The organism is Flavobacterium praedii, from assembly GCF_026810365.1.
In the GTDB taxonomy this organism is placed as follows: domain Bacteria; phylum Bacteroidota; class Bacteroidia; order Flavobacteriales; family Flavobacteriaceae; genus Flavobacterium; species Flavobacterium praedii.
Genome location: NZ_CP113948.1, coordinates 371,211 through 396,054 on the forward strand (window position 1 = coordinate 371,211; position 24,844 = coordinate 396,054).

Annotated in this window: 15 protein-coding genes; 3 read left to right on the forward strand and 12 right to left on the reverse strand. The window is 32.9% G+C overall.

Features of this window, described 5'->3' with window-relative positions; all coding sequences use genetic code 11:
- Positions 1-20: 20 nt before the first annotated feature.
- Complete coding sequence (locus tag OYT91_RS01700) at positions 21-422, reverse strand: response regulator (protein ID WP_281239247.1); 402 nt, start codon at positions 420-422, stop codon at positions 21-23.
- 4 nt (positions 423-426) lie between these two features.
- Positions 427-2,136 (reverse strand): PAS domain-containing sensor histidine kinase, encoded by a 1,710-nt coding sequence (locus OYT91_RS01705; RefSeq protein ID WP_281239248.1) that lies wholly within the window; start codon positions 2,134-2,136, stop codon positions 427-429.
- A 173-nt stretch (positions 2,137-2,309) separates the two neighbouring features.
- On the opposite strand from OYT91_RS01705, the gene typA reads away from it, so the two are divergent.
- Positions 2,310-4,106: a translational GTPase TypA gene (gene typA, locus OYT91_RS01710; protein ID WP_269223361.1), complete on the forward strand. Its 1,797-nt coding sequence runs from the start codon at positions 2,310-2,312 to the stop codon at positions 4,104-4,106.
- A gap of 115 nt (positions 4,107-4,221) precedes the next feature.
- On the opposite strand, the gene OYT91_RS01715 is transcribed toward typA, so the two are convergent.
- From OYT91_RS01715 to OYT91_RS01730, 4 genes are all read right to left on the reverse strand, one after another.
- On the reverse strand, positions 4,222-6,357 hold the full coding sequence (locus OYT91_RS01715) for a GH92 family glycosyl hydrolase (RefSeq protein WP_281239249.1): 2,136 nt from the start codon (positions 6,355-6,357) through the stop codon (positions 4,222-4,224).
- Between the two features lie 3 nt (positions 6,358-6,360).
- Positions 6,361-7,281: an alpha/beta hydrolase gene (locus tag OYT91_RS01720; protein ID WP_281239250.1), complete on the reverse strand. Its 921-nt coding sequence runs from the start codon at positions 7,279-7,281 to the stop codon at positions 6,361-6,363.
- 11 nt (positions 7,282-7,292) lie between these two features.
- Positions 7,293-9,128 carry a glycoside hydrolase family 13 protein gene (locus tag OYT91_RS01725; protein WP_281239251.1) on the reverse strand — a complete coding sequence of 612 codons (1,836 nt, stop codon included), beginning with the start codon at positions 9,126-9,128 and terminating at the stop codon, positions 7,293-7,295.
- 78 nt (positions 9,129-9,206) lie between these two features.
- Positions 9,207-11,114 (reverse strand): beta-L-arabinofuranosidase domain-containing protein, encoded by a 1,908-nt coding sequence (locus OYT91_RS01730; protein WP_281239252.1) that lies wholly within the window; start codon positions 11,112-11,114, stop codon positions 9,207-9,209.
- A 123-nt stretch (positions 11,115-11,237) separates the two neighbouring features.
- Between OYT91_RS01730 and OYT91_RS01735 the strand changes: the two genes are divergently transcribed.
- A complete protein-coding gene (locus tag OYT91_RS01735; RefSeq protein ID WP_281239253.1) occupies positions 11,238-12,083 on the forward strand; it encodes an AraC family transcriptional regulator in 846 nt (281 codons plus the stop codon).
- A gap of 152 nt (positions 12,084-12,235) precedes the next feature.
- Here the strand turns inward: OYT91_RS01735 and OYT91_RS01740 are convergent, their stop codons facing one another.
- The 5 genes from OYT91_RS01740 to OYT91_RS01760 all read right to left on the reverse strand — a co-directional run bounded on the left by OYT91_RS01740 (position 12,236) and on the right by OYT91_RS01760 (position 22,994).
- On the reverse strand, positions 12,236-16,723 hold the full coding sequence (locus tag OYT91_RS01740) for an FIDD domain-containing protein (RefSeq protein WP_281239254.1): 4,488 nt from the start codon (positions 16,721-16,723) through the stop codon (positions 12,236-12,238).
- A 178-nt stretch (positions 16,724-16,901) separates the two neighbouring features.
- Positions 16,902-19,232 carry a choice-of-anchor L domain-containing protein gene (locus tag OYT91_RS01745; RefSeq protein ID WP_281239255.1) on the reverse strand — a complete coding sequence of 777 codons (2,331 nt, stop codon included), beginning with the start codon at positions 19,230-19,232 and terminating at the stop codon, positions 16,902-16,904.
- A gap of 13 nt (positions 19,233-19,245) precedes the next feature.
- Complete coding sequence (locus OYT91_RS01750) at positions 19,246-20,082, reverse strand: ABC transporter permease (RefSeq protein WP_281239256.1); 837 nt, start codon at positions 20,080-20,082, stop codon at positions 19,246-19,248.
- A gap of 92 nt (positions 20,083-20,174) precedes the next feature.
- Entirely contained in the window at positions 20,175-21,068 is an 894-nt protein-coding gene (locus OYT91_RS01755) for an ABC transporter ATP-binding protein (RefSeq protein WP_281239257.1), read from the reverse strand.
- Between the two features lie 96 nt (positions 21,069-21,164).
- Positions 21,165-22,994 (reverse strand): PAS domain-containing sensor histidine kinase, encoded by a 1,830-nt coding sequence (locus tag OYT91_RS01760; protein WP_281239258.1) that lies wholly within the window; start codon positions 22,992-22,994, stop codon positions 21,165-21,167.
- Between the two features lie 341 nt (positions 22,995-23,335).
- On the opposite strand from OYT91_RS01760, the gene OYT91_RS01765 reads away from it, so the two are divergent.
- Positions 23,336-24,403, forward strand: coding sequence for a hypothetical protein (locus tag OYT91_RS01765; protein ID WP_281239259.1), 1,068 nt, complete (start codon positions 23,336-23,338; stop codon positions 24,401-24,403).
- 16 nt (positions 24,404-24,419) lie between these two features.
- Here the strand turns inward: OYT91_RS01765 and OYT91_RS01770 are convergent, their stop codons facing one another.
- Entirely contained in the window at positions 24,420-24,644 is a 225-nt protein-coding gene (locus OYT91_RS01770; RefSeq protein WP_269223345.1) for a DUF1660 family phage protein, read from the reverse strand.
- Between the last annotated feature and the right edge of the window lie 200 nt (positions 24,645-24,844).

Consider the following 24,844-nt stretch of genomic DNA (forward strand, 5'->3'; position numbering starts at 1 on the left):
AAGAAATTCATAATTCTTTTTTAGGATGGATTCTCTATTTTATATTTTAAAAAGTTTAATTTTTCAACAGTGATAGGTTTAGATAAAAAATCGATAACATTTGGATATGTTTTTGATTTTTTAATGTCTTTTGGATCTATAGTTGAAGATAGAATAATGACTTTAGTGTAGTTTAAATTAAAGTAGTCCGAATCGTTAAACAAGTCTAGAAATTCCCAACCGCCCATTATTGGCATGTTTAAATCTAGAAAGATCAACTGAGGTTTAGTTTGTTGTTTAGACAAATCAAGGATTAAATTGATAGCTTCTTCGCCATTTGTTGCGTATATTATTTCTTTTGCAAAAACTGCTTTTTGGACCACTTTTTTGAATAGCATTATAGTTATTGGGTCGTCTTCAATACACATTATTAGTTCTAGCATTTTTTTAGGTTTTAAATGTTAGTTTGTATTCAGTTCCTTTTTCTACCTCGCTTTTGATGCTTATTGATCCTCCTAAAGTTTCTATTTGTGATTTCACAAGAAAAAGTCCCAGGCCTTTGCTGTCAGGGTAATTATGAAATCTTTGGTATAGCCCGAATACTTTATCTTTATGTCTTTCTAAATCAATGCCTATGCCATTGTCTTTAAAATAAATGACGATTGTATTGTTTTCGTTACTTATTCTAATATCGATTATTAAGTCTCTTTCTTTTGATCTGTATTTGAATGAATTGGTTAGTAAATTGATGAATATGCTTTCGAAATAGGACTTATTTGTGTGTATTTTTTCAGCATTTCCATATTTAATATTCAATTGAGGCTTGATATTTTCAATTTGTATATGAAGTTGGGAGAGGGTGTTTTTGAATAATTCTTTTATTTGTAGTTCCTCGTGTTGAAGTGTTGTGCTGTCTTTTATTGTGATTACTTTGGCGAGGTCATTAATGGTTTCGTTAAGTAGATTAGTGGATAATTTGAAGCCTTCTAATATTTCATTTAAATTTTCATCTTTTATAGTGTAGTCTTCAATTAAGTTTAATAAGCCTGTCAAATTTGATAAAGGAGCTCTTAAATTATGTGACGTTATGTATGAAAACTGTTTTAAATCTTTGTTGTTTTGAGTTAGTTCTCGTATAAGTATTTCTTTTTCTTTTTCTAATTTTCTTTCTTCGGTAATGTCTCTTTGTATGGATATCCAATGAGAAAGTTCATATTCAAGGTCATAAACAGGAATGAAAGATAGTCTAACCCAATATTCAGATTGATCTTTTTTGTATAAATTGATTTCAAGAAAGCATTCTTGTTGGTTTTTTATACAATTTGTTAGTTTTTCAATTTCTCGTAAATCTGAATTTTTGCCCATAAAGAAATCAAGTGGTTTTCCTATGATTTCGGAATGTTCGTATCCTGACATTTTAGCGAAAGCTGGGTTGGCAAAAACGATATCAGGTGTTTGGTTGTCTAGTGATTCAGCTTGAGTAATTATTATAGAATCTTTGGCTTCGGTAAAAACAGTTTCGAGTAGTTTTAATCGATTTTCTTCTTCTTTTTGTTTCGTGATATCTTGAATTGCGCCAATCATTCGGATCGCTTTTCCATTGTCGTCTTTTAAAATAAAACCTCTATCCAATACATGTTTGTATGTGTTGTCTGCGCATTTAAAACGATATTGATCTTGCCATTTTTCGGTTTTTTGTTCAAGAAAAGAATAGAGTTTAATAGACATTTTGATGCTGTCTTCTGGATGAATGTTGTCGAACCACCATTTTGAAGTGTTTCCCACTTGGTCAATGTTATAGCCAAAAATACCTTTTATGCCTTTGTTCCATGTTATATGGTCTTCTGGGATTTTCCAGTCCCAAATGGTGTCACTAGTGGCTTTTGCGACAATATCATATTTTTCGTTAGATTCTTTTAATTTGTCGTTTGTGCTTTTTAAATGATTATAGATTTCAGCATTTCTTTTGCTGTTTTTGATCAGGATATATCTGAAAAGCAGGCCTGTAATGATTATGAAGAGAATGTCTTTTGCGAAACTAAAAGTGTAACTATCAATAAGCGTGTCGTATCTTTTTGCTAATTTACAGCTAATAATAGCGATAAATAAGGCTGATAAAGTATAAGTTAATGTTATTTGATTGGCTTTGTTTTTCATTAATCAAATATAAAAAATTAAAGTTAAAATTTAAAATATCGGTAAGAAAAATATTTAATTATTTAATGTGTGGTTTTATTTAAGTGCTTAAACGTTAACAAAATGGCAAACTATTGTATAAAGGTTTTTTATATGAAAATAAAGTGTACCTTTGCACCCATTAAAAATCACAGATGGAAGCTATTAGAAACATTGCAATTATTGCCCACGTCGATCACGGTAAAACAACTTTGGTTGATAAAATTATGTATCACTGTCAGTTATTTCGTGACAACGAGAACACAGGTGACCTAATCCTTGATAACAACGACTTAGAGCGTGAAAGAGGTATTACAATTACTTCAAAGAATGTTTCTGTAGTATACAAAGGAACAAAAATCAATATTATTGATACTCCTGGTCACGCCGATTTTGGTGGAGAGGTAGAGCGTGTATTGAATATGGCTGATGGAGTTTGTCTTTTAGTAGATGCTTTTGAAGGGCCTATGCCACAAACTCGTTTTGTATTGCAAAAAGCAATTGACTTAGGTCTTAAACCTTGTGTTGTAATCAATAAAGTTGATAAAGAAAACTGTACTCCTGAAGAAGTTCACGAAAAAGTTTTTGACTTAATGTTTGAATTAGGTGCTCAAGAATGGCAGTTGGATTTTCCAACCGTTTATGGGTCAGCTAAAAATAACTGGATGTCTGATCATTGGGAAAACGTAACAGATAATGTTGAAGCATTGTTGGATATGGTTATTGAAAATGTACCAGCTCCTAAAGTTTCTGAAGGAACTCCACAAATGTTGATTACATCTTTAGATTTCTCTGCATTTACAGGTCGTATCGCTATCGGTCGTCTTGAAAGAGGTGTTTTGAATGAAGGGATGCCAATCTCATTAGTAAAAAGAGACGGTACAATCACTAAATCACGTATTAAAGAATTACATACTTTTGAAGGTCTTGGTCGTAAAAAAGTGCAACAAGTAATTGCTGGAGATATTTGTGCCATTATTGGTGTTGAAGGATTTGAAATTGGTGATACTATTGCTGATTTTGAAAACCCAGAAGCTTTAAAAACTATTGATATTGACGAACCTACAATGAGTATGTTGTTTACAATTAATGACTCTCCTTTCTTTGGGAAAGAGGGTAAATTTGTAACTTCTCGTCATATTAGAGAGCGTTTGACAAAAGAATTAGAGAAAAACTTAGCAATGAAGTTAGGTGAAACTGATTCTGCTGATAAGTTTATGGTTTTTGGTCGTGGTGTACTACACTTGTCTGTTCTTATTGAAACAATGAGAAGAGAAGGTTACGAACTGCAAATTGGTCAACCACAGGTTATTATCAAAGAAATTGATGGTAAAAAATGTGAGCCTATTGAGGAATTGACAATTGATTTACCAGAAAGTCTTTCAGGTAGAGCGGTTGAGTTTGTTACGATGCGTAAAGGTGAAATGTTGAGTATGGAAACCAAAGGGGAGCGTATGATTGTAAAATTTAATATTCCATCACGTGGAATTATTGGATTGCGTAATCAATTGCTTACTGCTACTGCTGGTGAGGCTATTATGGCGCACCGTTTTATAGGATACGAACCTTACAAAGGAGAAATTGCTGGACGTAACAAAGGTTCATTGATTTCTATGGAAAAAGGGAAAGCTATTCCTTATTCTATCGATAAATTGCAAGATCGTGGTAAGTTTTTTGTTGAACCAAATGCCGAAATTTACGAAGGTCAGGTAATTGGAGAAAACTCTCGTGGTGATGATATGTGTGTAAACGTAACTAAAGAGAAAAAACAGTCTAACGTTCGTTCTTCTGGAAATGATGAAAAAGCGAGAATTATTCCTCCGATCATTTTCTCTCTTGAAGAAGCTTTAGAATACATTCAAAAAGATGAGTATGTTGAGGTAACTCCAAAATCGATTCGTTTGAGAAAAATCTTTTTGACAGAAACAGATAGAAAAAGATTTAAAATCTAAAAGATTTAAATTTCAATATTTAAAAATCCCAAATTCCTAAGTGCTGGAATTTGGGATTTTTGTTTTAACCCGTTCTTAATTGGCATTTAAAAGCGACTACTTTTTCTTTAAATTTTTACTCAAATTTCAGCGCACCACCCTGCATAATTTGTTTGTAATTGATTTCTACACCTTCGATTTTCTTTCCGTTAAGGATGATTTTTTTATAAGAGTCCCCATTGCAAATAATTGTCAAAGTTTTATTTTCTGAGAGATGGATGGTCACTTTTTTGACCTGTGGCATTCCAAAAACAAATGCACCTGTAGCTGGATTAACAGGATAAAAACCTAATGTTGTCAAAATATACCAAGCACTCATTTGACCACAATCGTCATTTCCAGTGATTCCGTTTGGTGTGTTATTGTAGAATTGATTATAGATTTGAGTAATTAATTTTTTGCCTTTTTCAGGTTCGTTTGAGAACGCATACAAATAAGATATATGATGGCTGGGTTCATTTCCATGGGCATATTGACCAATCATTCCTTCTTGACCAAGATGTCTGTTGTCTTTTTCTCCATTTAGTGTAAAAAAAGTATTCAGCTGTTTGGTGAACTGTTCTTTTCCCCCTAATAAGTTTGTAACTCCCAGAATATCGTGTTGAGTAGAAGCCCAGGAATATTGCCATGCGTTGGCTTCGGTATAATCTCCAGGATTGTTCATAGGAGAGGTTGGTTTTAAAGGATCGAATGGAGTTCTCCAATGGCCTTGCGTATCTTTCCCTCTCATTAATCCCGTTTCTTTATCAAAAATATTTTTGTAGTAAGAAGCTCTTTTATAATAAGCCTTGGCAATTATTTTATTGCCTAACTTTTCGGCTAATAATGCTACACAGTAGTCGTCATAACTGCTTTCTAGCGTTCTGGAAACGGCTTCATTATCAATCTTATCGAATGGATAATACCCATATTTATTGTATAAATCCCAGTCGTTATTGGGATGGCTTTTAGTAGTTGTTTCAATCATTGCTTGCAAAGCTTCATTGGCATCAAAACCTCTGAACCCTTTGTTGTAAGCATCGGTTATAATCGGAATGGCATGATTGCCAATCATACAATTATTTTCCTGTCCCCAAACCGTCCAAATTGGCAAATAACCAGCCGCTTTGTGATGGAGTAACATGGTATTTATAAACCCATTAACCCGTTCTGGGACAAGTATGGTATACAACGGATTTGCAGCTCTATAGGTATCCCAAAGCGAAAGGGTGGAATAATATTCTCCGTTTGGTGCTGTAGCAATTTTGTCATCTGCCCCTCGGTATTTTCCGTCTACATCGGCAATATTACTGGGTTGAGTAAACAAATGATACATTGAAGTATAAAATATTTGCTTTTGTTTTAAAGAAGCCTCTATTTCAATTTTAGATAAATATTCATTCCATTTGGCTTTGGCATTGGCTGTTGTTTGTGCAAAATCCCAAAGGGGTAATTCCGTTTTTAAATTGTTTTTGGCTCCTTCGATACTTACAGTAGAAAAAGCAATTTTGGCTTGTAGCGTTTTGTTTTTTAACTCAAAATCAAGAATATATCTAGGTGCTTTTTCTTTTGGTTTTTTGGGCAATTCTATTGCATTTGAAAATGGAGTATCAAAAGTGAGTGTGAAAAAGTATTTTCGCTCGACCCAGTTTTTGTTATGGCAATAACCTGAAATGGTTGTTTTGTTTTCAGTGCTAACTTTACTGTCGAGGACCAATGAGTCTGTTAAAAAACGCAATCCGTGTTGAATGTCAACCAATAGTTTCGCTTTGTTTGTAGGGTAAATAAATTGATTGAAAGCGACTCTCTCAGTTGCTGTTAGCTTCACTTTTATACTATCGTTTAATATAACCGAATACAAACCAGGACTGGCTTTTTCAGTTTTTTTATTATAACTCGTTTTGAAATTTTCGGTTTTGTTTTCTACAAAAGGAAGTAACAGCACATCCCCTAAATCATTAATTCCCGTTCCGCTCAAATGGGTTTGCGAAAATCCAAGGATTTCAGGATTCTTATATTGATAGCCTGAGGTGTAATCCCAACCTATATCAACATTGTCTGGACTGGGCTGTACCATTCCAAAGGGTAAACAAGCACCAGGAAAAGTATGGCCTGTTCCATCAGTCCCTATAAAAGGATTGACAAATTGGGTAAAGTCTTTGACTTCTTCTTTGTTAGAGCAACTCTCCAAGGAAAATAATAGTAGGAATAGAAAGAGTCCTAGTTTTTTCATCTTTTACTTTTTTAATAAAAATAACAATGGAATATCCAATCGTTTTGCCCAAGCTACTTCCGAATGGTTTTCTCCAGGGAAGAATTTGGTCTGCCAGTTTTTATTGGTAAAACCTTTCGCTTTCATTACAATATCTACTTTTTCTTGTAAAGGTTTATACATCGCATCAAGGGTTTGATCTCCGTAATCAAAATATATTTTATGGTCTTTTGGATTGGGAAGATTTGCATTTAGATAATTCACAAAAGCATCTGGAATAGGATTGTTCGCAACAGTAAAAGTTCCAGGCCAGTGCGTTGATAAACAAGCAGTACCGCCAAAGACTTTTGGATATTCACAAATGGCGTACATCGAAATTAGTCCACCCATACTGGAACCCGCTATAAATGTGTTCTTTTGATCAGGCTTAGTTGAGAAATTTTTATCAATAAAAGGTTTTAATTCGGTTACTAGAAATTTCAAATACAAATCGGAATAGGGTTGGAACGTTTCTTTGGTTCTACCTGCTTTTTGTAATTGAGCCGTGACCGTATCTTTTTGAATTTGGGTCAAACTTTCAAAAGGTTTTTGTGGAAAATATTCTGGATGGCGTTTTGGTCCGTTATTCCAAATTCCAACAACTATGAATTTTTGAGTTTTGCCTTCAGCGATTAATTTCCCTGCGATTTCATCAACTTCCCAAGCTTGTTTGTTCCAAGTGCTTTCGGCATCATACAATGCTTGACCGTCATTCATGTATAAAACGGCATATTTTTCTTTGTTGGAATATCCGTCAGGTAACCAAATATCGATGTTACGGGCATCAACCAGTTTGGATTGAAAATTTGCAAAGCGTTGTACTTTTCCAGAAGTGACTTTTACTTCTTGTGCGTTGGATAAAAAAGTAAACATAATTGAAAAGAATAGGAATAGGTTTTTGTTCATTTTGATAATTTTTATTTTATTTCAAGAATTAAAGCCGCTTTTGGAGCTATTTCTAAAGAGTTGTTGACTGCTATTTCTGTATTGGTAATGATTTCTTTGGCTTTGAACATATTAGGAATCATTTGTTGGTATTTATTCATATCAAGAGTAACTTTGTCTTTGTTTTTATTCAAGATCACCATCACTTTTTCTTTGTCATTGTATCTAAAATAAACGTAAACATCATTCTTTTCTGGAGCATAATGTGTAAATTTTCCGTTATGAATGACAGTTGCATTTTTTCTCCAATTCAGTAAATTGCTCAAGTATTTTTGAGCTTCTAGTTCTTTGGGTTCCATTCCTTTTCCTGTAACGGCATTCTTAGTATCTCCTGCCCAGCCTCCATAAAAATCAGCTCTTCTTTGACCATCGTTGCCTGATTTTTCATTGGTAAATAATAATTCGGTTCCATAATAAAATTCTGGAATTCCTCTCATTGTGGTGTATAGTGCCATGGCGATTTTCCAGTTATCAAGGTCTTTATTCAACCTAGAATAAATACGATCCATATCGTGATTGTCTGGGAAAATCAATAAATTATTTGGATTTGGATATAGATAATCTTGCCCCATTCCTTTATAGGATTCTTTCCAAGTAGATTCCCAATCATTTTTTGTGGTGAGTGCTTTTACTAAGTTTTCTGTTAAAGCAAAATCCATTAAAGAAGGCAAATAGCATTTATAGCCATCTACATTCACTTTGTCTTTTTGCCAATAGGCCGAAAGCTCGGTTACTGTGGTCATTTCTTCTCCTACTATATTAAAATTAGGATATTCGTCCAAAACAGCTTTGGTCCATTTGCCTAAGAAATCTTTATCAGCATAAGAGAAAGTATCTTCTCTAAAACCAGATAGTCCCGCATATTCTATCCACCAAATAGTGTTTTGAATCAGGAAACTCGCCATAAAAGGATTTCTCTGGTTGAGATCTGGCATGTGTAGGTCAAACCAACCATCTGTATAACCAATTTTATCTTGTTCGGTTGCGTAAGGGTCTAACAAAGTCGATTTGATATGATTGGTACTTGTTTTGGTTTCCTGAAAATTAAGCCAGTCTTTCATCGGTAAGTCTTTGACAAAATAATATTCGGAACCACAATGATTGAGTACTACATCCCAAATTACACCAATGTTTCTTTTTTTTGCTTCAGTCACCAGTCTTTTGAAATCTTCATTAGTACCATATCGGCTGTCAATTTTGTAAAAATCAGTTGCGGCATACCCGTGATAGGAATATTTTGGCATATTGTTTTCTGCAAGCGGTGTGTTCCAAATTTGAGTGTAGCCTAAGCTTTTTATATAATCTAAATTGTTGATGATTCCTTGAATATCACCTCCGTGTCTGCCGCTTTCATCCGAGCGATTGGCTTTTTCTAAGCTTTCGGGAGTATTGTCATTTTTGGGATCTCCATTGGCAAAACGGTCGGGCATGATTAAGAGTATGGCATCTTTTGGAGAGAAACTAGCTCGATTTGCACTATTGTTTTCTCTCGCCAATAATGGAAAATCTTTAGTAATTATAGTTTTGCCCTTTTTCTGGAATTCGATTTTAGCCGTTCCTGCTTTGGTTTGAGGACTTATATCGATAGTGACAAACAAATAATTAGGATTTTCTACCTTTTCGGTTTTTATAATCTTTACTCCTGAATATTTTATTTGAGGTTCTAAATTTTGAATGTCGGTTCCATAAACCAAAAGAGTTATTTGATTGAGTTTCATTCCAACCCACCAATTTCCAGGTTCAATACGTTTGATTTGTGCGTTTAGACTATTGGCTATAATTAAAAATAGGATTGCAAATTTTTTCATTTATTTTGAATTTGTTCGTTGATAATTTGATCTGCTTTATTTTTTTAAATTGTAAATGTTGATTTAAAATATTAGCGATTAGAAAGAAGCCTGTCTTAATACCGTTTGTCCAAAAGGAACTAAAACAACATTTTCTAATTTGTTGGTAGTGGTATTTTTTAAGGTTACGTTGATTTTATCATTCTCAAATTTTGCATTGTTAGCTTCAATGAATTGATATTTGGTATTTTCTATCGGACTATAAGTTACATCATAAAAATCTCCTTTGTATATTTTGCCCTTAAGTTCGTTTGCTTTAATTGGTTTAGCAAAAACTTGTGCGCCATAAGTGAAATATTTTTCTTTATTAGCATCTTCTTTCATTATAATTGAAGCCTTAAACTCAATTTGTACTTGATCTTCTTTGTTGAATTTTCTGTCTAGAACAATAAATCCGTTTTCTAGTGTGAAGTCTTCTTTGGTTTCAACTAATGTTGCCCAATTGGGTTTTCTAATTTTCAGCTTAAAGTTACCGTTTTTTGGATTGTAAATTTTAAATGTAAACTTATTTTTAAAAGGATATTCAGTGATTTCTTCAATTCGAATAGGATTGTTGTCGATTGTTGTTTCAACTTTGTTTGGAGAAAGTAGTGTAGCAACCAATGTATTATTTCCTTCTTTCATCCATGATTTTTCTAAAAAATACGGTGTAATTCTTCCTGCATTTGGATTGCAACAAACGGCTACGTCTTGATGTGCGGGTGAATATTTATAGCGGGTTTGTTTGCGGTCGGGTTCTATTTCACCATTTTTGGTACCCAACATTTCATACGAATTATCGGTTTTGAGATACGCAATACAAGAATGTTTCGGATCACGACTGCCTTGAGCGGCATTGTAGAAAATGGTCTCAATTTCATCTGCGGTTTTTGGTTGACCTTCTTTTTGCATTAATACCGTATAACTATCCAGTAATTCGTGCAAAGAGCAATATTCGTAACCAGTATGTGTTGCATTTGCATTTCTTTCTGCAATCCATTCATCACCAATTGCTCCACCAGTTTGGGTTGTTGCATTTTCAATTCTTTGTATATAAATTGCTAAGGCTTTTTTCAATTCAGGATTATCAGTTGCATAAGTGGCCACAATCAACGGACGTATATGTTCGAAAGTATGAACACCATGAGATTGTAACTTGTAATTTGGATTAAAAATATTGGCTAATTGAACATCTTTTTCGGATTGATACGTTTTGGAGAAATCTAAATACAGAAACAAAGCATAATCCACGTATTTTTTGTCTCCAGTAATTTGATACATTTTGTCTAACACATCTGTAAATGTTAGTCCGTGCGATACACCACCGTTGAATTTTTCACCCGATGAAAAAGGACAAGATGCATTTATAGGATAATTTTGCATCACATTGTTGACTGCTTTGACCAATGCATTCCAAACTTTTTGGTCCTTAGAATATTCATAATAGGCAAGTAGCCCTCTGTACAATGTAGCTTTGGACCAAAGCTCTCCATTTTCGGAATTGAATTTATAACGCAATTCAGGATCGTAAATGCCTAAATAGCCATCAGGATCTTGTGTAGCCAAAATACTGTAAACGTATTTTTTTGCTTTTTCTATTCCCGCTTTATCATCAAGCAGTATAGCATTACGAAGATACCCATCCCACCAATTGGATTGCGTTTCGCTGTTCCACCACATATACTGTTCGCTTCCTTCGGCATCACCTTCTTTTAGATTTCCTAAGTCTTTGTTTTTAGAATGTTTTTGAAGCCTGCCTGTACCATATATTGGATCATTAATTAAATCGGGTACTAGTTGATCCAAATTGCCCACAAATCCATTAAGATCTTTTTGCATTTGTACTTTAATCCAACCATTTGGTTTTATGCTACCAAAAGGTAATATTTGATATTTTTCGGATACTTTTTCTTGAGCATTCATAAAACTAAAGGTAAGTAAGTTGATTATAATTACTAAGTGTTTCATTTTTAAGTTCTTTTATTCAAAATTATTTCATTTTTGTTGGATTTTATAATTCGGAATTATTAATTTATGATACTATACTCAATTAATTTAATTATTTTTATCAGTAAATTGAAAGTATAGTGTATGAAACCCATTTTTGAAGATATAAATTCACATCAAGGCAGTGCTAGTTTTTATGCGTATCGATTTCAAATTCCATTTTTTGAATTTAAATGGCATTATCATCCTGAATATGAATTAACCTATATTATAAAAGGGAATGGATATCGATTGATTGGGAACAGTCATGAGTCTTTTGGAGACGGTGATTTGGTTTTGTCAGGGTCTTATTTACCACATACTTGGGTTGGAAAATCAAATGATTTTGAAGATTTTGAGGCTGTTGTGATACAATTTTCACCTGCTTTTATTGATTCATTTTTAGGATTTGAAGAGAGTATTGCATTAAAGTTGTTATTAGAAAAATCTAAAAAAGGGTTGTTTTTTCCAGCTAAAAATTTGGAATTAAAAGCTGATTTGGTACAATTGGTAGATTCTAATGGTTTTAATCGGATTATTGATTTGATTAAAATTTTGAATCAGTTGACAGTAAGTGAACAAAAAGTATTGTGCTCGAATCCATTTCAAACAGTGAATTCTGCCGAAAGCGAAAATAGAATTAACGTAGTCTGTAATTTTTTGGAAAATCATTTTGCCGAATCGATTACTTTGAAACAAGTTGCAGATTTGATTCCATTGACAGAAAATAATTTTTGTAATTTTTTTAAAAAAGCTACTGGAAAAACCTTTTCAGATTATTTGAATGCTATTCGGATAAACAGGAGCTGTCAATTGCTGTTGCAAACAGATAAGCTTATAAATAGTATTGCTTTTGAATGTGGATTTGAAAATTTAAGTTATTTTAATCGTATTTTTTTGAAGAAAAAAGGGATGACACCAAAGGCATTTAGGAAAATGATATTTGAATAAAACTATTTTGTTGGTTCAGCGGATATTGCATGAGGGATAGGAGTAAGTTACCGAAGTAACACGGATAGCCCGACCGCGTTGCGTAAAGTGGCTGTATAAGCGGCATCCATATTTAGCCACTTTGCGCAATGGGGTCATGCCCAACTATTATTTTACCTTTTTAATGAAAAATGCCCTTTGGCTTCGCGACCATCTTCCAGTTTTATGGTGTACCAATAATCATCTGCAGGCATAGGATTGCCGATGAAAGTTCCATCCCAGCCGTCGCTTGAGGCAAGAACTTGTTTTATCAGTTTTCCATAGCGATCATAAATAATTATTTGTGCTTTCGTGTTTAATGTTTCATTGGCTCCTTTGATGTTCCAATAATCATTGTGACCATCATTGTTTGGAGTGAAAAATTTTGGAATTCCAAGTACTGCTATAGTTTTCTTTACTGTCCCGCATCCATTTTTGTCATGGATATAAAGATCGTGGATTCCAGGCGAAACGTTATCGAAGTAATTGGATTCTTGAAATGGTCCAATGGGCAAATCAATGCTGTATTCATAATTTCCTTGACCAGAAACATTAGCAGTTACGGTGTTGGACTCCGATAAATCTGAAATGGAAACGGCGTCAAGACGTGCAATATCTGAAGCGGTTACGGTTATGGTTCGGGTTCTGTCACAGCCTTTTGGAGTAGAAACAATTACGGTGTATGTTCCTTCTTCGTTGACATCTAAGGTTTCTTTTGTTTCTCCAGGAATGATACTGACGTCTTTTGACCAAACATAGGTGTAATTACTTGCTGGAATATTGCCTAAAAGTCCTGCGTCAAGTGTGACAAAAAAGCTTGGCAAATTGGAGCAAACCAATTTATCATCATTTTTACTGTCATTAATGTCAATATTAGGTTTTGGATTTACTTGAAGCTTTATGTAAGCTCCGAGTCCAAAGCAGGCATTGTCAAAATTACTCTCGACTCTTACCCAAATATATTGTTGGTTGGGAGTAGTATTTCTATAACTGGCAGGGTTTGGAATTGCATTGGTTTCTGCCAAAGCATCGGCTTCGTTGGCATAGTATTTTATAATGTAATTTGTTGTAGGAGCTGGGAGTAAAGCTTGGATATCAGTAGTGACACTGCTAAAATCGAAAGTAGCAATACCGTCTTTATCATCATTAATAGTGTCAATATAATCATCGCAAATTTCAAAATTTCTTTTGAACGTTGGATTGATTTGAGTGGTGGAAACAATTAGGTTCAATTGAGCTACACTAAAGCATCCGTTTGCATTTTCTACTCTAGACCAAATAGTGGTATTGCCAGTTGTAAAAGTAATAGGATTTGAAATAAGTGTTGCAGTATTTTTACTATTTGCTCCCGCCAAAGTGGTATAGTAAGTAAACTTCTCGTTAGCTGAATTTGCCGAAATAAAACTATTTTTCTCGGTTACATTAAAGTTTGAGATCCCATCAGTGTTGTCATCACATTGCACAATGGTTATTGGGGAAGATAAAATGGGTAATGCTAATATTGTTAGAGTCGCTGGTGTGGTTATTAATCCGCAAGCATTGTTTGCTTTACTCAAAAGGGCACGATATTGATAACCGTTCATTGAAGCAGTTGTATTAATGAGTAATGTTGTGGTTGTGGTGCCTGAATAACTTGTATTGTTTGGTAAAGTATTCCAATTGATGCCTCCATCTGTTGATAATTGCCATTTAATGCCATCTGCATTGGATTCTATGCTGAAATTAGCTTTTTGTAATTCGCACGTAGAAAGATTTTCGGGTTGTTTGGTGATTAATATTGGATTGAAAATTATGTAGTTGCCGTTTGGAGTAGTGTAACCGTCAGTTTTTGAGGTAACAAGCCCGTTTGCATTAACAACGACTGGATTGATTCCCAGTTGACCATCAAAATTGGGGTCTGTAAATCCAGCTTCAATAACATCATTACAGGCATCATTGTCGCTGTCTAATTCGGTGTGGTTTTTCATACCATCGCTATCTGTATCTGCAACGGTATATTTTAAAATTCCGCTCTCGGGAGTTGTTTCTAATGCATCTGCTAATCCGTTGTACCCAAAGATTGTTGTGTCTAAAACTCCGTTTTTATTAGCGTCTAAGGCATTACTTCCAGATTCTACTAGATCGTAAATACCATCATTGTCACTATCGAGATCGAGATAATCGGGTACACCATCCAAATCCGAATCAATTGGGTTTGTTATGGGTTCAAAAATGGTATCGAGTCCGTCAAGATTGGTATCGGTATTGGATAATACTTTGGGATTTTTTTGACTTTCTATGGCATCAGGAATTCCATCATTGTCACTATCTAAATCCAATTGATCCGGGATAGTATCTCCATCTGTATCTTTTGGGAGGCAAGTAGCAATAAGTTTGAAAGTTGCTTTATTTCCTGCTGTGTCCAAGAGGTTTTTGTGGGTAATTTTGAATGATTTAGTTTGAAAAGATTGAAATTTGAATGTGCCAGTTCCTGCTGCTAAGGGAGTATTTCCATTTAGACGAAATCGAATTTCGAATGAAGAAAATTGAGTAACACCACTTTCGTAAATGCCATCATAGTTGGTGTCAATCAACAGTTGATTGTTTGGATTCAAAACCGTTACCGTTTTGTCAATATCTGAGTTGATGATGTATTCAGAATCAGTATTTAATAAATCAGTAGTGTTTGCTGTTGAGACATATTCTAAACTTAGATTTATAGGTTTGGCAAAATTCAAATTATACGTTACAGAAAAACCTTTTCCTGCTAAAACTTCTGTAACAAAACTTCCGTCAGTATTTCCTGTAAAAGGGATAGCTGCTGCAGGTGTTGTATTGGTAATTGAACCCAAAAAAGAATTTGAATAGGTTCCTGTTGCCACCACTCCCGAATTTGGATTGGCACTATTTATGTTTTGACTACCATAGGATTCTGTACAATTTAAAATACCGTCATTATCGTAATCGATATCAATATTGTCATTGGCTAAATCATTATCATAGTTAGAAGGACATTCACTCACTGGAATTTTATCGGAGAAAACATCACTTACACAACCCGATATACTTCCTTTAACTTGATAAAAACCAGATTGGCTTGGAGTATAAGAGTTCGTTGTTGCAAAGGGAACTATTAAGTCATCTTTGTACCATTGGAAAGTATCGTAAGAAGATAATGTATTTATTTTTAGTACCACATTTGGAATACAAGAGGAATTACCAACAGCAATTTTATCCGAAACAATTTCCGGTTTCAAATCAAAACCAGAATAATAGCCTCCATAAGTCGCAGCGCCATTAGTTCCAAAATAGGAAACATAAACTTGTTTGGTTGATTTTACGGCAATATTTCCAGATAAATCACTTACCGTATAACGAACAAAAGCAGGGTTTCCTGTAATGGATGTAGGAGATGAAGTAATTGGATTGTTATTTAGTAATACTGTGGCTCCTACTTCTGTAACGATGTTTAAAATTCCATTAAAGGTATTAAAACCAATAGATTCTATTAATGGAATATTGTCAACCGTATTGGGAGTTGAGCAATTGATAGGTGGTACAAAAAACATATTTTGATTGGCTGGAGAATCGGAACCTGCTATGCATTGATAGGCAAATATTTTCTCGCTTGACGTCACGTATAAATTTCCATTACTGAATTGGCTCCCGTCTAAAGCTACATATTCGCCTTGGTTAAGGGTTTTAAATGGAGTTGAAGTACCATTAAGGAAAATTTGAGTATTATTGGAATGAGCAACCAAAATAACTCTTTCTAAATCATCAGTTCCAATTCCTTTTACAAAAACATATTCTTTTCCGGTTTTTTCTAGAGCAACAATTTGATCAAAACCGACATCTCTACCTAGGGGACTCATACCACCACCATTAGGGTTAACCCCCATCTCTGTACTGTTGCTGCCTCCAAACGAACCCGAATTGACAACAACAGGTCTGTCTGAGGTTACAAGGGCTCCAATTATTTTGGAACTATTGGAAACTGAACTTCCATCATAACTGTTTTGCAAAGCGAGTACATAGCTTTCGTTTTTATTCAGTGTTACGGTTATTGGTCCTGAAATTGTAGTGCCGTTCAAAAGTTTAGTGCCATTTTGTAAGTTTGAAAGGGTAATCTTTGTTCCGTTTTCAGTAGCTAGAATAGTAGCAAAATTCAATAATGTTGTGTCAAAAAGCGGATTCAACATTGCACCTAACCTAAACGTTGTTCCCAATGCACTGTTTCCTTTGGAAACCAATCCCCCAGCATGATTGAAACCTCCATTATTATTGATTCCAGCATTTACCCTAGCACTTACATAAATTAAATCTTCCGCTTCTATAATGTATCCTTTGTTAGCAATAATTCCCGTGTTGGTTATTGGGGTGAATAATTGGGTGTCGTCTCCGGAACCAATGCTATAACGATACGGATTGTTACGATTCACTGTACCATTAATAACCCCTCCACCATTTGCAATGATTTTGAAGTTTACATTTACTAAACTTGGTGTTGAGATGTACAAATATTGATCTGCAACCAATCCTTGAGCCGAAATCAAAGGTGGAATATAATGGGTTTTACTAAATTGAGCAAAACCGTTTATGGTAAAAAGTATAATAAATAGGAAGCGTAAAGATCTTTTCATAGGTTTGGTTAATAGCTATATTAAGAATTAGATAGCCAATTCAAAAATAAGTTTAATTTAACAATTCAATATTTTTTTGGTAAATATTTAACTTAGTATGTTTTCTTTAATTTAATAAAAACAACAGCTTTTGTTAGTTTTAAACCAGCAATGTTTTTTAGGGGTAATTGATATTGGATTATCTTTTTAAAGAGAAATGCCCTTTTATGGTTTTTCCATCCTCAAATGTCAGTACAAACCAATAGTCGTCTGATGGCAACTCTTTTCCAATATAAGTTCCGTTCCATCCCGAGCTTGAAGTGTTAAGTTGTTTGAGTATTTTACCATAACGATCAAAAATGCTTATTGATGATTTGGGAAGCATCTCCAAGTTTTTGATTTTCCAGGTATCATTATAGGTATCATTATTTGGGGTAAAAAAACGGGGATAGTCTAAAACATATATTTTATAAGGAGTTGAAATACCACAACCATTTTTGTCTCTAGCCGTTGCCCAATAAATTCCGGGACTTATACCAACAAAAACTGGATTGTCTTGATAAAAATTACCATCCAATGAAAATTCGTAATCTCCATTGCCAGTATATGAAATTGTAATTAAATTGTTTACTCCAGAAAAATCAGCGACGGATACATTTGTTATTGTAGCGATTCCTGAAGGGTTTACAATAAATTTTTTGGTTTTTTGACAGCCTTTTACATTAGTTACAGTAACCGAATATTCACCAGATTTTGAAACGTTTAAGGTATTTGTTGTAGCTCCATTACTCCATAAATAACTCGAAAACCCGCTATCTACTTTTAGGTCTGCATTTGCTCCATCACACAAAGAAACTATTTCGTCTTGAAAATTAGGCGCGTCAAAAGTATTAATAATTAAAGTTTCGGGAATGATTTTGAAACAGTCGGGACCATTTACAATTCGGGCATAAATAATTTGTTGGTTTGGAATGGTATTGGTAAAACTATTCGACAATTTGTTCTTTTGTGCAATGGCATCTGTTTGATTTAGATAATATTCAACGGTCAATCCATTGGGTAATCCACTAATTACCTGAGGTGTTATTTGAGAATTTAAATCAAATTGTGTAATTCCATCTTGATTTGCATCGGTATCACAACTTTCAATAGGACTTTGTGCTGCAATGATGTTATTGGCTATTTTTAAATCTAATTTTGCATAACTAGCACAACCAAAAGCATTAGTTGCTCTTGCATAAAGTGTTTCATTTGGTATTGAGTTATTATAATTTGTTGGGTTTGTTATGGGATTTGTTTCATTTTGAGCATCGGATAGGGTTTTAAAATAGGCAAATTTCACTATTTTGGGATCATTGTTTTTAATAATGCCATCCATTTTAGTTAAATCATAAACAGAAAAACCATCAGTATTATCGTCGCATTGAAAAAGAGTAGCGTCTGTTAATATAATTTGTGGAGCATACTCGATTTTTATTTCATCTTCAGCAAAACAAGAAGGTGAGAAAGTAACTCTGACTTTGTAAGTGCCACCATTAGCAACGGTTAATGTTGGTTTTGTTTCTCCAGTAATTGCTGTAGTAGAGCCATCTTTAAACCATTCATACGTATAATTCGTTGGGAGTTTTGTGTCTATAGTAAAGGTGTCACCAAAACATATTGGGTTACTTGTAGTAGTTGATTGATCCGAGCCAAGGTCAATATTTGCCGAAAAACTTCCTTTTTCTAAAAATATAGCCGAATCATAGAGTCTGTTATCATCGTCGGCAATGACTAGTTTTATGTGATATGTCTTACCGATTATAACATCAGTACTTGCGTTTAATTTTATAATTTGCCCACTATAATTAACTGGACTTGAAGCAGTATTATAACCATTAAAATAGGACTCATTTATGGCAGGGCAACCTTTATGTAATGTATTTTGACTGTCAGTATAATCATTTATTAAAGAATGCACATTTTTTGAAGAAACAGGAGTGGTTGTTCCAGGTAATACGGCTATGTTTTTATAATTGGCTGTGCTTCCTTTTTCTTTAATTAAAAAAGCAAAACCATCTGAATATTCGCAAGGAAAATAGATTTGATATTCGTTGGAAGCAAAAATGTAATTAAAATTTATAGAGGTAGTTAAAGGAATGAAATCAAATTCGAGTGCTGTAGCATTGATACTTTTAATTCCTAGTGCCTGATCCAAATCGAGATCTCCTTTCCAAGAATCGTTACCACCTCCTTGGTCGCTAACAAAAGGTCCTATTGCATTTTTACTTGTTGATGTACACAATAATACACCTTCTGTAAAAGGAAAATTACTTGTGGTTTTGTTAAAATAACCATAACTGTTTTGACCTGAAGTAAAAGTGTCTCCAGTTACACTACTATTTGAGATACTGGCACAACTACTTTTTACCAATACATTCTCAACAAGATCTTGAGCTGATCGGGTATCATCTACAGTGATAACTTGAGCATTCATAATACTCAAGCTACATAAAAAAATAACGAGAATAAGTAATTTTCCAGTATTCATAGCGACAAATATACTATAAATCTCTGTTTTTTAATATTCTATACGAAAGGAATAAGAAAATCATTGTCCAGCAGAATACGATTACAATTGCAGAAAAAGGAACACTATAATCTTTTAGGTTTTCGACTCCCATTTGGGTTCCAATGGATTTAATTATGGATAATCTTGAAATAGGTTCTACTATTAAATTCGACATCGCATTCAACGGGAAAAATTGTGTAATGTACCCAGCGGTTTTACCTTCAGGAAAAATTTGAAAACTCAATATTCCATTTGCAATGGCTTCAATAATATTCCATACTAGTAAAAAACCCAATGCAAAGGCGGATCGTTTTACCAATATTCCTAAGAACAAACAGAAAGAGAAGAATCCAACCAGTTTTACAAAAAAAGCTAGAATATATTCCAAATCTGAAAAAACGATACCAAATTCTGTATAAGACGAAAAGCTATAACCTAAAATTAAGGTCAATATAAATACAAAAACAGTAGAGCAAACAGCAAACATAAGAATGGTAACAAACTTAGAAAGGATAAATTCTTTCTTGCTTAATCCGTCAATTAGGTTTTGTTTTAAAGTGCCATAACTGTATTCGTTGGCCATCATCGAAACGATAACTATTGCCAAAAAGAGTTTTAAAATTGCAGCAGCATAAGTGTTGAAATGCCAGATATAGGGAAAATTAAAGATGCCCATTTCGGCAACTTGAAAATGAATGTTACCAATGTCAAACTTGATAGAAGCTATCAAAGCAATAAATAAAAGTAGTATAAAGTAGGTTAATGTCAGTACACGACTGGCTTTGTTTAACCATATTTTTTGTAATTCTATAGAGAGTAATCGTTTCATTATTAAATTTTAGAGTTTAGTCCCGATAGTTATCGGGATAGATTTAACATTGCAATTGCCATTGAGTTTTTAACAGGTTCCCCCATTTGGGGTTAGGGGGCAGTCAATTCCAAAAATTGCTCTTCCAAGCTATTTTTACGTTTTACCAAATGACTCAAGTAGATATTTTGTGAAAATAAAAACTGATTCAAATCTTTGGATTCTAATTTGGACTTTAAGTAAACCAAAACTTTTCCGTCTGAAATTGTTGTTTTTTCAATAGCAGGATGGGTTTTTAAAACTTGGATTAAATGTTCGATATCGTCAGCTTGCAATTCGAAGAAGCCTTCATTGGCCGAGATTCCATCTACTAAACCTGAATACAGGATTTCGCCTTTTCTTAAAACCAAAACATGAGAACAAACTTTTTCGACTTCGTCTAATAAATGCGAAGCCAATAATATAGTAGTTCCTTTTGAAGCGATTTGTTTGATAATATCCCTAATTTGATGAATCCCTTGCGGATCTAATCCGTTAGTAGGTTCGTCTAAGATTAAAATTTCAGGATCATTTAAAAGGGCCGAAGCTATAGCCAAACGTTGTTTCATTCCTAAAGAAAAAGTACTGAATTTGCTGTCTTTTCTATCGTTTAAACCTACGAGTTCTAGCTTTTCTGGAATTTTAGAATAATTTATGTTTTTTATTTTGCAAACTAATTTCAGGTTTTCCTGAGCGGTCATGTAGGGATAAAAATTAGGTCTTTCTATAATGGCACCTACTTTTTTTAAAGCTTCATGTGTTTGTAGATTACCGCCAAACCAACTGTATTCTCCAGATGTTTTGTTAACTACATTGAGTACAATGCCTAGTGTGGTTGATTTTCCGCTACCATTAGGGCCAAGAATGCCATATACATTGCCTTTTTTTATTTCAAAAGAAACATTTTTTAAGGCTTGAAGACTGCCATAACGTTTGTTGAGGTTATGTATTGAAAGAATTGTTTCCAATTTGGTTTTATTTTTAATTTTTAGTAGGACGAATAAAAATGTTATTTGTTACTGAAAACTAAAAAATAGATTGTAATTTTATAATTGGTGCATCTTTTATTTTTCACTTAAATATATTTTAAAAGTAGAGCCAACACCTTCCGTACTTTCTACTTCAATTTTTCCTCCCATAGCTTCAATTTGGTTTTTGGTAATAAATAGCCCAATTCCTAAAGCGTCATTATTGCCATGAAACGTTTTATACATACCAAAAACTTTTTTTCCGTCTTTTTCTAAATTTATTCCTAAACCATTGTCTTCGAAAGAAATAATAGTGAATGCTCCTTCAATTACATGACTTATTTTTAAAAATGATTTTCGATTTTTGGATTTATATTTAATAGCATTCGATATTAAATTTAATAAAATACTGTCTAAATAAGCTGGTATAACACGAACAACTAGATCATCAGGGATATTATTAATGATTGATATTTTACTTTTTTTGATAGTCAAACTCAATGCATTCTGAGTTTTATCAATTTCTTCTTTTAAAAAAATTTTTGTTTTTTTAACATTCGAATTTTGTTGAATAGATATAATTTCGTTTAGGTACTTGATTGTTTCTTCTAGTTTTTCAGTCGCACCTTTAAACATACTTAGGTATTTTATTTTCTCATTGGGATCTTCTTCATTTTCTATAACATCCATAAGCATTGTCAAATTACTCGAATGGGAACGAATGTTATGAGAGACTATGTGAGAATAATTAAGAAGCCTATTGTTTTGATCAATTGTTAAATCAAGGAGCCGTTTGAGTTCGATTTCTTTTTCTTTTCGAAGTGTTACATCTCTTCCTATTCCAATGAAATTAAGTAAATTATTTTCGCAGTCAAATATTGGGGTAATATTCAATTCAAACCAATATTCTTCTTTTTTTTGGTTGTAATTTAAAATAATGGTATAAAAGCTTTTCTTATTAAGAACGGCTTCTCTCATTTTATTTGTCGTATTTACATCGGTTTTCTTTCCTTTAGACAAATAACCAGGTTTGTGTCCCACTATTTGTTCCATAGTTAGTCCAGTTAAGGATAAATATGCATTATTTGCCCAAACTGTAATTCCGTGAGCGTCTGCTATTAATATGCTATCCGTTGTTTTCGATGCAGCAAGTAAGAGCATTTGCATTCTTTCTTCTGTTTTTTTTCTTTCACTAATATCTCTGAAGAAGGAAACTAAATAGAATTTATTATCAATTTCAAACTTCTTGCCCGAAGCGATTTCTATTGGTATTAAAAGACCATTTTTACTTTTCAAAAAGGTATCTTGAACTTTATAGATACCTTCGTCTGTGTGTTGATGTAGGAAAGTTTTAATTTCGTCTTTGTATTTTTGAGGAAATAGAATTGATTTATGATTTCCTATCAATTCTGCATCACTGTACCCAGAAATATTGTTTAATCTGCAATTGCAATCTGTTATTATCCCATTTGTAGCGTCAATAATTAAGATAGCATCGTTTGTACTTGAAAAAATTGAATATAATTTGTTGATGTTTAGATGAAGCTCATTAATTAAACTTTGCTCTTTTGTGATATCTTGAAGAGTTCCTCTAATATTGATTATCTTATCTTGTTTATACACAATCTGACCAATATTTTCTATAAAGCGTGTGTTGTTATTTGAGGTACGAATTTCAAATGTTTCCTTAAAAGGAATTCCATTTTGAATGGCATTTTCTATTAATTGGTTGATTTTAGTTCTATTTTTTCCTTCACAATAAAAATCAGTAGCATTTTCAATATTAGGAACAAAATCAGGGCCTACTTCATGTATGGATCGAGTAACATCATCCCAATAAATTTCTTGGGTTAATAGGTCGATTTCCCAAAGTCCAATTTTGGCACATTTTGCTGCTTCAATGTAATGTTCTAATTTATTTTTCATAAATTACTATTGCATCCTATTTTTCAAAATTAGATGAATTTATATACTCAAATATAATAAATTTTTTAATAAATTTTATTATTTGTATTGCAAAACTTACTCTTATTCAGTCGTTTAGTTGAATAAAAACTTTTAAATATTAATTGTAGATGACATGATTATTAAAGTTATTCTGGCTATTTGTATTTTTCTTTAGTAAATTATAAAGGAATTTGATAATTCATGTTTGATAATTCATTTATGTTTAAAATAAAAAAAAAATAGCTAGTTCAACTTGAAGCTCCTTTGCTTTTATAATTCTTGAAATTATTTAATGTAAATTTGTAGCAAATATCCATGAAATGAATGAGCAGCCTTTAATGTTTTTTAAAAAACCTTGTTATCCCATCAATAATTCATTGATGAATTATTTGGAACGATTTGATCTTGTTTCAAAGGAGCCTATTATGTACGATGATCTTTTACGATTTTCTGGAGCAATAAGTGTATTTGATAAAAACGATCAAGATACGTTATGGATTAGAGTATATTATAATGAATATGAACGGGAAGAAATTGATTTAAATCTAAAAAAAGTGTATTCCTTATTATATTCTGACGGGAATTTGGATATTTTAAAATTTTTGAATGTCGACGCTATCGATTATTGCACTTTTGGAAATTCTAAGCCATTTCGAATCAAAGTGCGAAATATTTTAAATGATAATTATACTTATTTTTATATCAAAAAAGCGGATGCTTCTAGAGTTTATGGCTTAGAGTTGGAACATCTTTTATCTCCATATAAAATAAATTTCTTAGTTTTTAAAGATACTTTAATCGAAGAACATATCATTGGGATTCCAGGTGATGTTTTTATGAATTCCTTACTAAATAAATGTACCGAAATAGAAAAAGCACAAATTGCCAAAGAATTTGTAAAGTTTAATGAGCGTTGTATGATCCGGTTATTGGGAGATATGCGTTCGTATAATTATGTTGTAATTCCAATTCATGATTTTGATCAAGTCGTTTACAAAATAAGACCAATTGATTTTGACCAACAATGTTATGAGGGTAATTTTAAAGTATATCGTCCTCAATTTTTTAAGGAAAATTATCCTATGGTAAAAATTGTAAAAGACAAACTTCAGGATAGATCTATTGAACAGTATAAAAATGAAGAACGTTCGTCATTGGCCAAACGAATCAATTCTGCCGAAAATAGAATTAAGATTTTAATGAAAATTATGGGTAATGATACCATTTCTACTGAAGAAAATGTAAACAAACTAAAAATGGAATTGTATCATTATACTCATGATATGAGTTTTAAAAACGCAAAATCAATGGGTAATGTTTTAAGTTCTGCTTTTGAATTTGTTACAAGAAACTTCAATACAACAAATGTATTCAGACCAGGATTCTAAATGATTTTCAGGTAAATTATATAGAAGAAAGGTGTTTCCTGTTATAATGATTTAATAAAGTTTCGTTTATTTCTTTTAATTCAGGTGTTAAAAACATTTTTCTGTCCTGTAAATCATTGGTAAGTTCTACCTGACAAATGGTGCACTTGTATTCTTTAAAATGACCAGTTACATTTCTCACAGTCACTATTTTGTGGCCAAATATAGAACAGGAAGTTTTTTTATCTACAAATTTTGACATAAAATTTAAAAAGCTCATTGTGTGGTATTTAAATATTTATGCAAACGTATTGTAAAATGTTATATTGTGCAAATAAAACCGATGAAATGAGTGTTATATTATTGTAAAGTAAGATTATACTTTGTTTGATGTCTGTTTTTTGTTGTTTTTGTGAAATTTTGTTAAAAAAAATCCCCAACTACCTAAGCATTTGGGGATTA

Coding starts and splice junctions, on each gene's coding strand:
- OYT91_RS01715 (WP_281239249.1), bottom strand. CDS start 6,357: ATGAAAAAACTAGGACTCTTTCTATTCCTACTATTATTTTCCTTGGAG.
- OYT91_RS01760 (WP_281239258.1), bottom strand. CDS start 22,994: ATGAAAAATAAATTAGAACATTACATTGAAGCAGCAAAATGTGCCAAA.
- OYT91_RS01740 (WP_281239254.1), bottom strand. CDS start 16,723: ATGAAAAGATCTTTACGCTTCCTATTTATTATACTTTTTACCATAAAC.
- OYT91_RS01735 (WP_281239253.1), top strand. CDS start 11,238: ATGAAACCCATTTTTGAAGATATAAATTCACATCAAGGCAGTGCTAGT.
- OYT91_RS01700 (WP_281239247.1), bottom strand. CDS start 422: ATGCTAGAACTAATAATGTGTATTGAAGACGACCCAATAACTATAATG.
- OYT91_RS01725 (WP_281239251.1), bottom strand. CDS start 9,128: ATGAAAAAATTTGCAATCCTATTTTTAATTATAGCCAATAGTCTAAAC.
- OYT91_RS01765 (WP_281239259.1), top strand. CDS start 23,336: ATGAATGAGCAGCCTTTAATGTTTTTTAAAAAACCTTGTTATCCCATC.
- OYT91_RS01750 (WP_281239256.1), bottom strand. CDS start 20,082: ATGAAACGATTACTCTCTATAGAATTACAAAAAATATGGTTAAACAAA.
- OYT91_RS01770 (WP_269223345.1), bottom strand. CDS start 24,644: ATGTCAAAATTTGTAGATAAAAAAACTTCCTGTTCTATATTTGGCCAC.
- OYT91_RS01705 (WP_281239248.1), bottom strand. CDS start 2,136: ATGAAAAACAAAGCCAATCAAATAACATTAACTTATACTTTATCAGCC.
- OYT91_RS01730 (WP_281239252.1), bottom strand. CDS start 11,114: ATGAAACACTTAGTAATTATAATCAACTTACTTACCTTTAGTTTTATG.
- typA (WP_269223361.1), top strand. CDS start 2,310: ATGGAAGCTATTAGAAACATTGCAATTATTGCCCACGTCGATCACGGT.
- OYT91_RS01720 (WP_281239250.1), bottom strand. CDS start 7,281: ATGAACAAAAACCTATTCCTATTCTTTTCAATTATGTTTACTTTTTTA.
- OYT91_RS01745 (WP_281239255.1), bottom strand. CDS start 19,232: ATGAATACTGGAAAATTACTTATTCTCGTTATTTTTTTATGTAGCTTG.